The 14839-nt window shown below is 71.1% G+C and carries 17 protein-coding genes; 6 read left to right on the top strand and 11 right to left on the bottom strand.

Annotated features, from left to right (window positions below):
- Positions 1 to 132: 132 nt before the first annotated feature.
- Together AC07FN_RS19650 and glpD are read left to right on the top strand one after the other, a co-directional pair.
- Complete coding sequence (locus AC07FN_RS19650) at positions 133 to 960, top strand: DeoR/GlpR family DNA-binding transcription regulator (RefSeq protein WP_358579450.1); 828 nt, start codon at positions 133 to 135, stop codon at positions 958 to 960.
- A gap of 91 nt (positions 961 to 1051) precedes the next feature.
- Entirely contained in the window at positions 1052 to 2794 is a 1743-nt protein-coding gene (gene glpD, locus AC07FN_RS19645; RefSeq protein WP_478396902.1) for a glycerol-3-phosphate dehydrogenase, read from the top strand.
- A gap of 51 nt (positions 2795 to 2845) precedes the next feature.
- Here the strand turns inward: glpD and AC07FN_RS19640 are convergent, their stop codons facing one another.
- The 11 genes from AC07FN_RS19640 to AC07FN_RS19590 all read right to left on the bottom strand — a co-directional run bounded on the left by AC07FN_RS19640 (position 2846) and on the right by AC07FN_RS19590 (position 11529).
- Positions 2846 to 3643: an ESX secretion-associated protein EspG gene (locus AC07FN_RS19640; protein WP_478396901.1), complete on the bottom strand. Its 798-nt coding sequence runs from the start codon at positions 3641 to 3643 to the stop codon at positions 2846 to 2848.
- Positions 3640 to 4500: a PPE domain-containing protein gene (locus tag AC07FN_RS19635; protein ID WP_478396900.1), complete on the bottom strand. Its 861-nt coding sequence runs from the start codon at positions 4498 to 4500 to the stop codon at positions 3640 to 3642. Before AC07FN_RS19635 ends, AC07FN_RS19640 begins: the two co-directional genes overlap by 4 nt.
- A gap of 5 nt (positions 4501 to 4505) precedes the next feature.
- Positions 4506 to 4880, bottom strand: a complete 375-nt coding sequence (locus AC07FN_RS19630; RefSeq protein ID WP_093267047.1) for a hypothetical protein — start codon at positions 4878 to 4880, stop codon at positions 4506 to 4508.
- Positions 4881 to 5197: 317 nt separating this feature from the next.
- Positions 5198 to 5860, bottom strand: coding sequence for a DUF3558 domain-containing protein (locus AC07FN_RS19625; protein ID WP_478396899.1), 663 nt, complete (start codon positions 5858 to 5860; stop codon positions 5198 to 5200).
- A 46-nt stretch (positions 5861 to 5906) separates the two neighbouring features.
- The gene (locus AC07FN_RS19620) at positions 5907 to 6290 is read right to left on the bottom strand and encodes a DUF1707 SHOCT-like domain-containing protein (RefSeq protein ID WP_478396898.1); all 384 of its coding nucleotides are present in this window, start codon (positions 6288 to 6290) and stop codon (positions 5907 to 5909) included.
- A 133-nt stretch (positions 6291 to 6423) separates the two neighbouring features.
- On the bottom strand, positions 6424 to 7755 hold the full coding sequence (locus AC07FN_RS19615; protein WP_478396897.1) for a dicarboxylate/amino acid:cation symporter: 1332 nt from the start codon (positions 7753 to 7755) through the stop codon (positions 6424 to 6426).
- Between the two features lie 152 nt (positions 7756 to 7907).
- Positions 7908 to 7988, bottom strand: coding sequence for a putative leader peptide (locus AC07FN_RS19610; protein ID WP_350942021.1), 81 nt, complete (start codon positions 7986 to 7988; stop codon positions 7908 to 7910).
- An 88-nt stretch (positions 7989 to 8076) separates the two neighbouring features.
- Positions 8077 to 8712 (bottom strand): Maf family protein, encoded by a 636-nt coding sequence (locus AC07FN_RS19605; RefSeq protein ID WP_478396896.1) that lies wholly within the window; start codon positions 8710 to 8712, stop codon positions 8077 to 8079.
- 173 nt (positions 8713 to 8885) lie between these two features.
- Positions 8886 to 10784 carry a Xaa-Pro dipeptidyl-peptidase gene (locus AC07FN_RS19600; RefSeq protein ID WP_478396895.1) on the bottom strand — a complete coding sequence of 633 codons (1899 nt, stop codon included), beginning with the start codon at positions 10782 to 10784 and terminating at the stop codon, positions 8886 to 8888.
- Between the two features lie 82 nt (positions 10785 to 10866).
- On the bottom strand, positions 10867 to 11148 hold the full coding sequence (locus AC07FN_RS19595; RefSeq protein WP_478396894.1) for a HepT-like ribonuclease domain-containing protein: 282 nt from the start codon (positions 11146 to 11148) through the stop codon (positions 10867 to 10869).
- A 60-nt stretch (positions 11149 to 11208) separates the two neighbouring features.
- Positions 11209 to 11529, bottom strand: a complete 321-nt coding sequence (locus AC07FN_RS19590) for a nucleotidyltransferase family protein (protein ID WP_358308690.1) — start codon at positions 11527 to 11529, stop codon at positions 11209 to 11211.
- 95 nt (positions 11530 to 11624) lie between these two features.
- Between AC07FN_RS19590 and AC07FN_RS19585 the strand changes: the two genes are divergently transcribed.
- The 4 genes from AC07FN_RS19585 (at position 11625) to AC07FN_RS19570 (ending at position 14676) form a co-directional block, all read left to right on the top strand.
- Positions 11625 to 12455 (top strand): biotin--[acetyl-CoA-carboxylase] ligase, encoded by an 831-nt coding sequence (locus tag AC07FN_RS19585; protein ID WP_478396893.1) that lies wholly within the window; start codon positions 11625 to 11627, stop codon positions 12453 to 12455.
- A 75-nt stretch (positions 12456 to 12530) separates the two neighbouring features.
- Positions 12531 to 13052, top strand: coding sequence for a PH domain-containing protein (locus AC07FN_RS19580; protein WP_478396892.1), 522 nt, complete (start codon positions 12531 to 12533; stop codon positions 13050 to 13052).
- On the top strand, positions 13052 to 14020 hold the full coding sequence (locus AC07FN_RS19575) for a hydroxymethylglutaryl-CoA lyase (RefSeq protein WP_478396891.1): 969 nt from the start codon (positions 13052 to 13054) through the stop codon (positions 14018 to 14020). Before AC07FN_RS19580 ends, AC07FN_RS19575 begins: the two co-directional genes overlap by 1 nt.
- Entirely contained in the window at positions 14017 to 14676 is a 660-nt protein-coding gene (locus AC07FN_RS19570) for an adenosylcobinamide amidohydrolase (RefSeq protein ID WP_478396890.1), read from the top strand. The genes AC07FN_RS19575 and AC07FN_RS19570 overlap by 4 nt, the downstream gene beginning before the upstream one ends.
- Positions 14677 to 14839: the final 163 nt, after the last annotated feature.

Genomic DNA, 14839 nt, shown 5'->3' with positions numbered 1-14839 from the left:
GCAAGACAGTTCTGATGGTGTTTTTATCGAACTAGGTGATGATACCGCCCCGGCTCGGCGCTCGCGTCAGGCTGGTGGCAGCCGCGCACCGGTCGGCCGGAGCGCGATGACCAGGGATTTTGGAGGACGACGATGTCCGCTCGACGCCCGTCCGGGAAGCAGCAGGACCGGCGGCGCAAGATCACCGAGCTGGTCATGGCGGAGGGCACCATGCGGATCGACGACCTCGTCGAGACCGTCGGCGCCAGCGCGATGACGGTGTACCGCGATCTCGCCGACCTGGAGTCCCAGGGCTTGGTGCATCGCAACCGCGGCTACGTCTCGGCGGCCTCGTCATTGCTCTACGAGGCCGCGTCGGAATACCGGTTGCAGCAGAACACCTCGGAGAAGGAGGAGATCGCGCAGGCCGCGGCGGAACTGATCGAGCCGGGGCAGGCGCTGGTGCTCGACGACTCGACGACCGGCGTGTACCTGGCCCGGCTGCTGCCGGAGCGCGCGCCGCTGACCGTCGTCACCAACCACCGCGGGGTGTTCGGCGAACTGGCCGGCGCGTCGGGCATCAGCCTGATCTGCGTGGGCGGCGACTACCTGCCGTGGGCCGACGCGTTCGTCGGCGGGATGGCGTTGGACGCGCTGCGGAACCTGCGCGTCGATCTGGCGATCATGTCGGTCTCCGCCGTGACCGACGGGATTTGCTGCTACCCGCAACAGGAAATGGTGCAGATCAAGAAAGCCATGCTGGCCTCGGCGCGGCGTCGCGTGCTCTACGTCGACCACACCAAGTTCCGGCGGCGGGCGCTGCACGCGGTCGCTCCGGTCGAGGACTTCGACGTCGTGATCGTGGATTCGCAGACGACGAGCGCCGATATCGAGGTGCTGCGCGACCGCGGCGCGCGGGTCGAGCAGGCGGGAAATGCGCGGAGTGCCGTGCCGAGCACGAAGGGTGCAGGTCGGGCATGATGACCACCGCAGGACGGACTGGCGCCGAGTCCGGTTCCGCGTCGGCGGGGTGGTCAGCGGTGGGACGCGATTCGAGCGAGGAGGACGCCTGGTGTCCAAGGACAAAATCGAAATCGACAGCCGGTTGAAGGGCACGTTGGGCCCGGCGGAGCGGGCGGAGAACTGGCGTCGGCTCGGTTCCGAAGAGTTCGACGTGGTGGTGATCGGCGGTGGCGTGGTCGGCGCGGGCGCGGCGCTGGACGCGGCGACCCGTGGGCTGCGGGTGGCGCTGGTGGAGGCGCGCGACCTGGCGGCCGGCACCTCCAGCCGTTCCAGCAAGCTGTTCCACGGCGGACTCCGCTACCTGGAGCAGCTGGAGTTCTCGCTGGTTCGCGAGGCACTTCGGGAGCGCGAGCTGATGCTCACCCGGATCGCGCCGCACCTGGTGAAGCCGGTCCCCTTCCTCTACCCGCTGACCCGCCGGGTCTGGGAGCGCCCCTACACCGCCGCGGGCCTCTTCCTCTACGACACGATGGGCGGCGCCCGCTCCGTGCCGGGGCAGAAGCACCTTTCCCGCGCGGGCGCGCTGCGGATGGTGCCTGCGCTGAAGCGCAACGCGATGATCGGCGGGATCCGCTACTACGACGCCCAGGCCGACGACGCGCGGCACACCATGATGGTGGCCCGCACCGCCGCCCGCTACGGCGCCGTGATCACGACGTCCACCCAGGTCACCGGTTTCCTGCGGGAGGCCGACCGGGTCGCCGGCGTCCGGGTGCGCGACGTGGAGTCCGGTGACGAGGTCGAGGTCCGCGCGCAGGCCGTGATCAACGCGACCGGCGTCTGGACCGACGAGCTGCAGAAGCTCTCCGGCGGGCGCGGCCGTTTCCGGGTCCGCTCCAGCAAGGGCGTGCACATCGTGGTGCCCCGCGACCGGATCGTCGCCGAGGCCGGGATGATCCTGCGCACCGAGAAGTCGGTGCTGTTCGTCATCCCGTGGGGAAACCACTGGATCGTCGGCACCACCGACACCGACTGGCACCTCGACCTGGCGCACCCGGCGGCCACCAAGGCCGACATCGACTACCTGCTGGAACACGTCAACTCGGTGCTGGCGACGCCGCTGACCCACGACGACATCGAAGGCGTGTACGCGGGGCTGCGGCCGCTGCTGGCCGGCGAGAGCGAGGAAACCTCGAAGCTGTCCCGGGAACACGCGGTCGCACGCGTCGCGCCCGGGCTGGTGGCGATCGCCGGCGGCAAGTACACGACGTACCGGGTCATGGCGGCCGACGCCGTCAACGCCATCTCGCCGGACATCACCGGGCGAATGGCGTCGTCGATCACCGACCGGGTCCCGCTGCTCGGCGCCGACGGGTACCACGCGCTGATCAACCAGGCCGATCAGCTGGCCGCCGCGCACGGCTTGCACCCGTACCGCATCCGGCACCTGCTGGACCGCTTCGGTTCGGAGATCCACGACGTGCTCGCCCTCGGCGACGACCGGCCCGAGCTGCTCAAGCCGATCCCGGCGGCGCCGAACTACCTGCAGGCCGAGGTGGTTTACGCGTGCAGCCACGAAGGCGCGCTGCACCTGGAGGACGTGCTGACCCGGCGCACCCGGATCTCCATCGAGTACGCGCACCGCGGCGTGGACTGCGCGGAACCGGTCGCGCGGCTGATGGGGGAGGTGCTCGGCTGGGACGACGCGCGCGTCGCCCGCGAGGTCGAGGTCTACGCGAAGCGGGTCGAGGCGGAGCGGGATTCGCAGACGCAGCCGGACGACCAGGCGGCCGACGCGAAGCGTTCGGCGGCGCCGGAAGCACGCGAGCGCATCATCGAACCGGTGGTGTGAGGACGTATTCGGCTCGGTGAGTCCCTCGGGGTGCATGTCATCCCGAGGGACTCACTGGTTTTCGGACACCTCGGCGAGCAGTTCCTCGACGTGGCCGATCAGGCGCCGGGTGTCGACCGGCGCGACGGTGCTCCACACGTCACCGGACGGCGATTCCCGCCGCAGCTGGGCATAACGGCCGTGCGCGGTGTCGAAGAATCCGATGACGTGGTCGGCGCGGATGCGGCGGCCGTACCGGTCCCGGGCCGCGGTGCCGAACTGCCCGCGCGCCTCGACCCCGGCCACCATGCTCATCAGCGTTTCGGCGTCGTCCGGGCGGATTCCACGGCGCTGCAACGCGTTCTGCAGCCGCTCGATGTTGTCGCCGGCCTCCTCGGCGGCGCCGTCGAGATCGCTGCTGGGCACGGACACCGAACGGCCCGGGCCGGGTGGCAGCGTCGGCAGCACCGAAACCGCTTCGCGCGGCAGCCCGGTCGCCGCCGCGGCCCGCAGGCTCAGGGCGTCCTGGTCCTTGACGACCAGCGCCGCTCGTTCGGTCTCGGCGTCGGACGCCGCGAGCACCCGCACGCTGCGACCCATCCAGATCCGCCCGTCGACCTCGCGGCCGGGGCGCGCCAGCAGCCGCAACATCCATTCGAGCTCGGGATCGAGTCCGGTCGGGCGGCCGAGGTCGCGGGCCCCCAGCGATCGCCACGCCGATTCCACCAGCTTCGCGCGCTCGGTGTGGGTGCGCCCGGGCGACGGGACCTTCAACACCAGCGGCATGGTGTCCAACCCGAGGTGCTCGGTGAGCACGTCGAACTCCAGCGCCGACAGGGTCAGCTGCCGGCCGGTGTCGGTGACCGTCATTGGCCGGGCTCGCCGCCGATCACCGGGCGGGACAGGGTCTGCGGTTCGTCGAAGAACCCGCCCGGGCGGCCGACCTGCTCGGTCACCTTCCGGTCCATCCCCTCGTCGCGGTCCTTGCGGCCGCGCTTGCCGGCCGCACGGCCGTCACCGCCGCGCACCGGCCCACCGCCACCACCCGGCCGTCCCGACCGCTGCTCGGGGAGCCGGCTGGAAAGCGTCGACTGCGTCGTCGCGATCCGCGTCGCGGGCGCGGAGGTGCTGCCCCAGCTGATGGTCACGTTCTGCTGCCCGCTCGGTGTCCCGGAACCACCGGTGACCGGGGCGTCGACCACCACCTGCGGCGGCTGGGTGAACGATGCCAGCGACGTGGTGTTGGCCTGCGTCGACGCCTCGTACGTGCGCATCACGTCGAAGGCCCGCTGCTCGGCGGCGTTCTGCTTGGCCTCCTGCAGCTCGTAGTCGGTCTGCCCGCCGAAGAGGTGCGTCAGCACCGTTTCCGCGGTGCTCGGCTCCTCGGTGGTCACCTGCACCGGCGGCGGCATGTCCTGGCGGGCCTTGCTGATGAACTCCGCCTGCTGCTCGGCCCGCTCCCGCATCACGGTGGTGGCCTGCTGGGCTTGGGCCGCCCAGTTGCCCAGCGGACGCACGCCGCCGTGCGCGCTGTCCGCGGCGATGCCCTGCCAGCCGGCCATCGCCGACGACAAGGCGGACGCCAGCCCGGCGTCGATGTCGCCGAGCGCGCGGGCGAGTTCGCTCCAGCGGCGCACGCTGTCGATCGAGCCGTTCGCGCCCGGGCCCTCGTGGATCTGCGCGAACAGCTCGGGGTGGCGGTATCCCTGCCAACGGTGGTCGCTCATCGGGATCAACAACCTCCGCCGATGCCGTACGCGCTGTCGCCGTCGATCCGCTCGTACTGGCGGTTGGCGAGCCGCAGCGACTCGGCGGCCGCCTGCAACTGGTCGCGGTAGCCGCACAGCGCGGTCAGCGCGTCCTCGCCGCCGCCGACGGAGCGCCGGTTGAACTCCTCGGCGGCGTCGGCGCTGATCGGATCGCCGGCCCAGGGCCGGATGCGCAGTTCGGTGATGGCGTGCTCGATCTGCAGGCCGACCGCGTCGAGCGATTCCTGCAGCGCGTTCACCAGCCTCGGGATGGAGGCTGGCTCGACTTGCACCGAGCCACCCGACATCCCGGGCAGGGCGCTGGTCGAGCTGTCGCCCCACGGAGCAGTGAGCGGCACGTTTTCCCCTCCCACAGGTAAGGGCCCGGGTTAGCGGGTGCAAGGCCCTTGTGCCCGAACGCCCGGGCGGATGCAGGGCGGCGGGGCCCTGACCGGGTGTTCGCGGGCACCCGGCGGTTGCGGGGGCCCGAGCGCTCAAGCTACTAAACGTCCGCCGAACACTGTAGTCAGTGAACATCACGCTGGGGAGTGCTCCAAACGCGGTGAGTATCGCTCATCCGGTTGCAGAGCGTGAACATCGCAGGGCGTGGCGCGGTTTCGCGGTCCTCGTGGCGGCCGAAGACGTGATGTTGCCGACCCGAGCGGAGCAGCCGCGGCTACTGGGGCGCTGTCTGCCGGGGCTTGGTCGTCTGGGTCGGCGCGGACGTTTCCGGTGCGGCCAGGCTCGCGAGGGCGTCCTCGGCGACCCGCTGGGCGCCGGCGCAGAGCTGATCGACCGGCGGCGGCGGTTGGCCGCCGTCGTCGCGGTAGAGGACGTCGAGGTGCTGGAGCTCGGCGACGTCCACCGCGACGTTGCAGGAGAGGTCCAGGCCCGGGGTCTTGATCACCAGCGCCGGGAAGCCGCCGATCACCACCGGCGAGGCCTCCACCTGCGCGGTGTCGTCGGTCCACACCCCCATGCTCTCGGTGGTGATCAGCGCCAGCCGGGCGCCGACCTTGGCCGTGGTGTTGCGGTAGCTGCAGGTCGCCGCGTCGCCGAAGCCCGCTTCGGAACCCGGCAGCGGCTCCCGGTCGAAGCCGAGCTGGCTGCGCTGGTCGTCGGTGAGCAGCTCGCACGGGTCGACGCCGTCGAGGGCGAGCTCGAACGGGCGCGGCGGCAACGGAGGGGGAGCGCTCGTCGTGGGCATCGGCGGTGGTAGCGGGGCCCTGGTCTCCGACGTCGGCTCCGACTGCCACAGGCCGCACCCGGCGAGGGTGAGCGAGCCGGCGGCGAGCAACGCGCTCAGCCGCCACGCCCCGGGGATCCGCGAGCTGTGCATGGCCTCACCGTAACGAAACGTGGCCGGTCGTGACGGTGGGCGGCGATCAGCGCCGCCAGGAGAACCAGAGGACGGCGATCAGCGGGAGCAGCAGGACCAGGGCCAACTGCCGCGCGACCACCAGCAGGAAGACGACCAGGACGACGGCGCAGACGACCAGCACGATCTTCCCGGCGGCTGGTGGCGGGGCCGCCGCGCGGATCGCCGGGGCGACCGGGCGCGGCGGCTCGCTGGGCCGCGGCTCGGGCAGGTCGTCGAACAGCGGGGTCAGCTCGGAGCGGAACCGGGCGGCCGCGACCAGGCGGCAGCGCTCGTCGTACTCGGTGACGTCGAGGCGCCCGGCGGTGAAGTGCTCGCCGAGCAGCCGCATGGCGTCCTCCCGCTCGGGGTCGCCGATCCGGAGGTCCTTGCCCCGTCGACCGTTGTCCACGCCCCCATCCTACGTTCGGCGGACCTCCGGTCGGGGCGGTCGGCACCGGATTCCGGACCGCGTGAAAACTCCGCCAACAATGCGGAAATCCGGCGTTCAACGAGGTGAACGCCGGATTCCCGGTGGTGCTGCGTCAGGCCTTGACCAGGTTGCTGTCGTCGTCGATCAGCGGGGTGCTCGGCTTGGCGAGGACCTCGTCGTCGAGCAGGCCCTCGCTGCGGGCGACCACGACCGGGACCACGATCTGGCCCGCGACGTTGGTGGCGGTGCGCGCCATGTCCATGATCGGGTCGACCGCGTAGGCGATGGCGATGCCGGTGGCCACGACCTCGGGCGGGAAGCCCAGGGCGCCGACGGTCAGCGTCAGCATGGTGAACCAGCCGGTGACGCCGGCCGTGGCGATCGAGCCGAACACCGCGACGGCGATGATCGTCAGGTACTGCACCGGGCCGAGCTGGATGCCGAAGAGGTTCGCGATGAACATCGAGCCGACGGCCGGGTAGATCGCGGCGCAGCCGTCCATCTTGGTGGTGCTGGCCAGCGGCACCGCGAAGTTCGCGTAGGACGCCGGCACGCCGAGGTCCTGGGTGGTCTGCCGGGTCAGCGGCAGGCTCGCCCCGGAGGACCGGGAGACGAACGCGAACTGCAGCACGTTCCAGGACTTGGCGAAGAACTTGACCGGGCTGACCTTGGCCACGAACGCCAGCAGCAGCGGGTACACCGCGAACAGCACCAGCGCGCAGGCCACGTAGGTCGAGCCGATCAGCTTCAGCAGCGGCACGAAGAACTCGTTGCCGTAGGTGGCGACCGCGTTGCCGATCAGGCCGAGGGTGCCCAGCGGGGCGAGCCGGATGATCCAGCCGAGCACTCGCTGGATGACCTCGAAGGCGGCCTTGTTGAACTCGACGAACGGCGCGGCCTTCTCGCCCAGGCTGTAGGTCGCGGCGCCGATGATCAGCGCGACGAACACCACCTGCAGCGTCTCTCCCTCGGCGAACGCGCTGATCAGGTTGCTCGGCACCAGCCCGGTGATCAGGTCCAGCCAGGAGCCTTGCGTCTTCTCGCCGATGGAGGCCAGCTTGTCCGGGTCGGGCTCGATGACCAGGCCCTTGCCGGGCTGGAACAGCCCGCCGATCAGCAGGCCGATCACCACGGCGATCAGCGAGGTGATGCCGAACCACAGGGCCGTCTTGCCGCCGAGCCGGGCTGCGGTCCGGCCGCCGCCGACGCCGCGCAGGCTGTTGATGCCCACCACGATCGCCGTGAAGATCAGCGGCAGCACGGTGAAGGTGAGCAGCTTGGTGAAGGTGCTGCCGACGGTCTTCAGCGTGGTGACGAGCCATTCCGCGTCGGTCTGCTTGGCGACCCAGCCGAGCAGCGCGCCGAGCACGAGGGAGGCGATCACCGCCACGGCGAAGACCTTGGGGTTGAAGCGCAGGCGTGATCGGCCGGCGGAGGTGGACACAGGGATCTCCCGAGGTGTCGAAGGATGGATTCGGAGGTGGCGGCGGTTCCGGGCTCGTTCGCGCAGCGGCGCTGGACTCGCGCTGTGCGCGTGGTCGGAGGAGGCGGTTTCGCTTGCCGGGGGCAGCCGCTATCGCGGCGCCGAGCGTCCGATCAAAGACAGACGGAGCTGGCCTGCCGTCGCAGATCGACGTGCAGGCGCGAAGTCAGGTACAGCCGTCGGAGGGTTCCCATCGCGAATATTTGTAACCAGGCGCGCGGCGAAACCCATCCGTGGGTAACCGAATTGTGTTCGTATTCACTCAGATGCGGAGATCTGGTGTCACCTCGTGATCGGCGTGTTCCACAACGTCACGACGCTGACGCCGATCTCGGCCAGCAGCTTGCGGGTCAGCGGCAGGCTGATGCCGAGCACGCTCGACGGGTCGCCGTCGACGCCTTCGATGAACCAGCCGCCGAAGCCTTCGAGCGTGAAACCGCCCGCCACGTGCAGCGGCTCGTCGGTCGCCAGGTAGGCGTCGAGCTCGGCCTCGGTGGGCGTGCCGAACCGCACGGTGGTGCTGAGGTGCCCCTTCGTGCGCGCGCTGATCTCGCCGTCCCGCAGCCGGACGACGGCGTGCCCGGTCAGCAGTCGCCCGTCGTTCCCGGCGTTGTGCGCCCACCGCTTCGCGGCGGCCTCGCGGGTGCCGGGCTTGCCGACGATCTCGCCGTCCGCCATCAGCAGCATCGAGTCGCACCCGACGATCACGGCGTCCGGTTCGGCCGCGGCGATGTCGGCGACCACGGCCTCGGCCTTGGCCTGCGCCAGTGCGGTGACCAGCTCGGCCGGGCTGGGGTCGGGCAGGGCGGCGGCGACCGCGTCCTCGTCGACGCCGGAGACCTGCACCAGCGGCTCGATCCCGGCGGAGCGGAGCACGGACAGGCGGGCGGGCGATGCGGAAGCAAGCACGAAGCGCACGCCCCGATGTTAGTGCCGCGCCGGGAGGCACCGGGCCCGCGGCCGGGGGCCTTGGCGATTTCGCGCGAAATCGCCATCGGCCGGCGGGGGCTGGGCGCGATCGAAGCGTCTACATAGGACGGAGTCCGTGGGGCTTCGGGCATGGCAGCCCGAAGACCCACGGCCCCGTCGGGTCAGTCGCGGTTGAGCTGGACGTCCGGCCGCGCCGGGACGCGGTCCGGGCGGACCTGCGGCGACCTGTTCTCCGTCGCGTCGACTCCGGCGGACGTCACGGCCGGCAGGCCGCCGACGACCGGCAGGGTCACCGAGGTCTGCGCCAGGTCCAGCCCGATCTGGCCGGGCTGCCGGGGCGCGACGATGAACGCGCTGTCCGTGCCGCCGATGATCAGCGCCAGCTGATGGCCGGCGGGGACCACGTGATCGGTGGTGGCCAGGCGGAACGTCATGGTGTACGGCTTGCCCGGCTCCAGCGGCCGCTCCGCCGACAGCGACTCGTGGTTGGCCAGGTCGGCCCAGCCGCGCGCGATGATCTCGAAGTCCACGTCGGTGGTAGTCGCTTCGGTGTCCTTGTAGCAGGCGTCGTCGCCGGGACGGCTTTCGCCCCAGCACGATTCCGTCTGCAGCGTGCGGATTCCCTCGCCCTGGCCCAGGTAGTCGCGGGTGGTCGCGGGGCCGTAGTCGACGAGCATCGCGGACAGGTGTGCCGTCGGCGTGCTCGGCACCGCCGTCACGGTGACCGACCCGGTCCCGGCCAGGCGCAGGTCACCGCCCAGCGGGGCGGTGCTGAACAGCGTGCGGGCGGGGGACTGCTGATCGGGCCGGGCGGCCCAGTCGTACTCGTCCAGCGAGGGATCGTCGGTGAACGAGGCCGTCCCGCCGGGCGCAGGCTCCGTGCCGAGCCCGTCCTCGCGCGGGTGCAGCGTCGTGGCCTGCGCCTGCTCGCCGGACCAGCCCGGTTCGTCGGCCCAGGTGTCGGGGGCGCGTTCGATGCTGGCGGCCGGTTCCTCGGTGATCCCGTTGTCGATGCCGAGCAGGAAGTGGTCGAACCAGCGGTGCAGGGTGTCGACCCACTCGGCGCGGCGGAAGTCGAACGGGTCGACGTGCCCGGTCTGGCTCAGCCACAGCTTGCGCGGCACGTCCTTGGCGGCCAGCGCGTCCCACCACTGCCCGAAGTGAATGGTCTTGACGTTCAGGTCGCCCAGGCCGTGCACGGCGAAGACGCTCGCGGTGACCCGGTCTGCGGTCGGCACGTAGTCCCGCTCGGTCCACAGTGGAGTCACGTCGCCGTTGGCCGGGGCGCCGGCGATCAGTTCCTGCTTGACCTGGCGGCAGTCGGGGCGGCCGCCCTCCTCGACGCTCTGGGCGAGGCCGACCGGGTCGAACCCGAAGGACACGCCGTCGGAGCGGTAGTAGTCGTACCAGGAGCTGATCGCGCCGATCGGGACGATGGTGCGCAGGCCCTCGACCCCGGTGGCGGCGACGCCGTTGGCGATCGTGCCGTCGTAGGACTTGCCGATCATGCCGACGTCGCCGGTGGACCAGCCGGCGCCGACCGGGTTCCCGCCGGTCGCCGCGTCGAAGCCGGTCGCGCGGCCGTTCAGCCAGTCGATCACGGCCTTCGCGGAGGTGATGTCCGACGGCCCGCCGATGTCCACGCAGCCCTCGGAGCGGTTGGTGCCCGAGAGGTCGACGAGCACGGTCGCGTAGCCGCGCGGCACGAAGTAGTTGTCGTAGAACAGCGGGAAGCCGAGCGGCCGCCCCTGGTCGTCGTAGGTCTTGAACTCGTTCTCGTTGCCCCGGCCGCAGCACGAGTAGTACGGGCTGGCGTCCATGATCACCGGCACCGGCCGGTCGGTTCCGGCCGGCCGCGCGATGTCGGCGGCGACCCGGTCGGTCACGCCATCGCCGTCGCCGTCCAGCCCGGTCTCGACCCACACGGTCTCCCGCACCGGCTCGGCCGCGAAGACGGGCTGGCTCCGCCCGTCCCGCACCTGCTCAGCGGCGGCGACCGGTGCGGCACCGGCCAGCACCAACGCCGCGCACGGCAACGCCCACCAGCGACTTCTCCCCACAGCGTCCACCTCCGAGAAGATCTCGAAGGCGAAGCCTAGGATCCAAGATCAATCCTGGGCACAGCCGAAAGTGGGGAGCGCCTCACCGGCTCTCGACGGATCCCAAGATCGCCCGAATCTGCGGCAACAACCGCGGAATCTCGCGGTCGACGACGTTCCAGACCGTACCCATGTCGAGCTCGAAGTACCCATGGGTGATTCGATTGCGCATGGCGATCATTTGACGCCACGGCACCTGCGGGTGTGCGCGCTGGACATCTCGATCCACGCCGTTCGCGGCCTCACCGAGGTTCTCGACTCCAGTGCAGCAATGCCGTTTGGAGAACTTCGTCGCGGTCGAATGCGCACCGATCCTTCGGCGCACGGTGCAGGATCTTCTCGGCGTACTCGATCATGTCTCGCAGGCGTTCGGGCGTCTGCCGCTTCAAACCGGCACCGCCTCGGCAAGCACCTCGTCACGGATCCGCGGTTTCAAGCCGTTCGGCGTTACGACCTGGGTGAAGACGTCGAGCAAGTCCTCGACGTCCAGCGCGAAGCCGGACATGTCCCACAAGCTGGTGTCGGGGGCGACGTCGATCAGCAGGTCCAGGTCGCTGTCGTCGTCAGCATCGCCACGGGCGACTGAGCCGAAGACGCGCACGTTGTCGATGCCGTAGCGCTCCGCGATTTCGTAGATCCTGTCGCGGTGGGCCCGGACCTCGTCGAGGGTGACGCGGCGGTGCGGGGCGTCGACGACCGAGGTCATGGTGGCTCCTTCCGGCGTTCCGTCGTCCCAGCTCAGTGTCCGTCATCATCCCAGCTCTGCGTCGGGTCGGTCCAGTTGCGGCTTAGGCTGAGGGCGTGGGTGTTCCGGTTTTGTTGGACGGTCCGCGGTTGCGGGCCAGGTTGGTCGACGACGGGCCTTATGCCGCGCTGGACGTGGTGGTGAGCACCGGGTCCACCAATACCGATCTGGCGGCCGCCGCCGGGCGCGGTGCCGCCGATCGGACCGTGCTCATCGCCGAGGAGCAGCTGTCCGGGCGCGGGCGGATGCAGCGGCAGTGGACCTCGCCGCGCGGGCACGGGCTGTTCGTCAGCGTGCTGCTGCGCCCCGAGGTGCCGCCGGTCGCGATCAGCTGGCTGCCGCTGATCGCGGGGGTCGCCCTGGCCGAGACCGTCGAGCGCACGACCGGCGTGCGCGCCACGCTGAAGTGGCCGAACGACCTGCTGCTCGGCGACGGCGACGAGTGGTCGAAGGGCGCCGGGATCCTGGGCGAGGCGGTGACCGGGCCCGATGGCGTGGCGATCGTGCTCGGCATGGGCATCAACGTGTTCCAGAAGCGCGAGGACCTGCCGCGCGGCGCCGGCGGCCTGCCCGCCACGTCGTTGGCGGCCGAGGGCGCGGAGGTCGACCGCGAGGAGTTCGCAGTGGCGTTGCTCACGGCGTTCGCCGAGGTCGACGACCGGTGGCGGGCCGCGGGTGGCGACATGGTGGCGTCCGGCCTGCTGGACCGGTACCGGCGGTTGTGCGGCACCCTCGGGCAGCAGGTGCGGGTCGAGCTCGGCGGCGATGACCAGCTGCTCGGCGTCGCGACCGACATCGACGAGACCGGGCGGATCGTCGTCCGCACCCCCGACGGCCGGACCACCGCGGTGTCCGCGGGTGACGTGGTCCACCTGCGCGGGGCTTGACCGGCGGTGGCGTGACCGGACGGCCCCAGCCGGTAACGTGATCGGCGACCTGCGAAGAGGCTGAGGAGGGATCCGGTGGCCTACCCAGACGGCCTGCTCGGCGTGGACGAGCACGTGGTCGTGCACAAGCACCCGCACTGGAAGATGCTGATCGTCCCGGTGCTGGTCCTGTTCGTGGTGGTCGGCGGCGGTTCCTACCTGGGGGCGCTGGCCGCCCCCACCGGCTGGCACGTGCCGGTCTGGATCGGGCTCGCCGTCGTCGGCGCGGTCCTCGTCGTCTGGTTCACGCTCGCCCCGCTGGTGCGCTGGCGGACCACGCACTTCGTGGTCACCACGCACCGGCTGATGGTGCGCGAGGGCGTGTTCACCCGCAGCGGCGTCGACATCCCGATGTCCCGGATCAACTCGGTGCGGTTCCGGCACGGCCTGCTGGACCGGATACTCGGCTGCGGCACCCTGGTCGTCGAATCCGCCTCGGACGAGCCGCTGGAGTTCGACGACATCCCGCAGGTGGAGCGGGTGCACACCTTGCTGTACCGCGAGGTCAACGACGACCTGCGGGACGACCGGGACTACCGCGCCAGGGAGGACTACTGATGGGGCCGCGTGAACTGGGACTACCGATGCAGGTGGCCTCGCCGGAGCCGGGCGAGCTGCCTACCGAGGTGACGATCTGGGAGGTCGGCGCCCGCGACGGGCTGCAGAACGAGAAGGAAGTCGTCCCGCTCGACGTCAAGCTGGAATTCCTGCAGCGGATGGCCGACGCGGGGCTGGGCGTGCTGGAGGCCACCAGCTTCGTCCGCCCGGAGTGGGTCCCGCAGCTGGCCGACGCCGCCGAGCTGCTGGCCGGCCTGCAGCAGGTGCCGGGCGTGCGGTACCCCGTGCTGGTGCCGAACGCGCGGGGCCTGGACCGGGCGCTGGAGTCGGGCGTGCGGGACATCGCGATCTTCGCGGCGGCGACCGAGACGTTCACCCGGCGCAACCTCAACCGCGGCCTGGACGAGCAGTTCGCGATGTTCGACCCGGTGGTGCAGCGCGCGGTTGGCGAGGGGCTCGCGGTGCGCGGCTACGTCTCGATGTGCTTCGGCGACCCGTGGGAGGGCGCCGTGCCGGTCGAGCAGGTCGTCGCGGTGGGCAAGCGGTTGCTGGGGATGGGCTGCTGGCAGCTGTCGCTCGGCGACACCATCGGCGTGGCGACGCCCGGGCACGTCGAGTCGCTGCTGCGCGCGTTCGTCGCGGCCGGGATCGGCGTGGACCGGCTCGCGGTGCACTTCCACGACACCTACGGCCAGGCGCTCGCCAACACCTACGCGGCGCTCCGGCACGGCGTGTCCACAGTGGATTCTTCGGCCGGCGGGCTGGGCGGCTGCCCGTACGCCAAGTCGGCCACCGGCAACCTCGCCACCGAGGACCTGGTGTGGATGCTCGACGGCCTGGGCCTCAAGCACGGCGTCGACCTCGGCAAGCTGGTGGAGACCAGCGTGTGGATGGCCGAGCGGCTCGGCAGGCCGAGCCCGTCGCGGGTGGTCAAGGCGCTGGGCGCCGCCGAGGCATCGGGTTCGTGAGCGCGCCCTCCGCGGCGCTGCACGTGTTGCGCGGTCGTCCGGTGCTTGCCTGGCGCTGCGCTCGGCCGTGGCTGGCGATCTCGTCCGCTGCTCGCGGCGGCGGGATCGGCCCGCGGTCGTGGGTGCTGAACGCGACGGTGATGACCGACTACGACAACCCCGATCCGGCCGCGCACGTCGACGAGATGGCCGCCGAGCTCGGGCTCTGCGGTGACGGCGTCGGGTTGCTCACTGCGGTGGACGTGCGGCACGAGGTGACGGCGGTCGACGGCGGGGTGCGCGCGAGCGTGACCACCGGCGTCGGCTGCCCGATCTGGGCGGCGGCCCGTGAAGAAGCGGTGACGTCCTGGAAGCCGGGCACGATCAACGCGGTGTGCTGGTCGCCCGTGCGGCTCAGCGAGGCGGCGCTGGTGAACGCGGTCGCGACGGTCGCCGAAGCCAAGGCGCAGGCCCTGCTGGAATCGGGTGTCGCGGGGACCGGCACGGTCACCGACGCGACGGTGGTGCTCTGCCCGACGGACGGCGAAGCCGAGAGCTACGGCGGCCCGCGCTCCCGCATCGGCGCGGGACTGGCGCGGGCGGTGCACGCGGCGGTCACGGCGGGCCTGCGCGTCCAGAACCCCCGCCACGGCGAAGATCCCGATTTTGCCTGGTAGTTGAACGTGCACTTTTCCTGCTGCGCCAGAGGCTGCTTGAGGCGCGGTGCCGTGCATTCGCGCAGGTGAGGTGAACGGCCTGTTCGCCTCGTCTATCGGGACGAACGGTCCGTTCACTCCACTTCAAACGGCGAGGGTGCGTCGCACGAAGCCTGGCCGGCGG

This window comes from Saccharopolyspora sp. NPDC045941, assembly GCF_056431445.1.
This window is presented reverse-complemented; position numbering and strand designations above follow the sequence as displayed.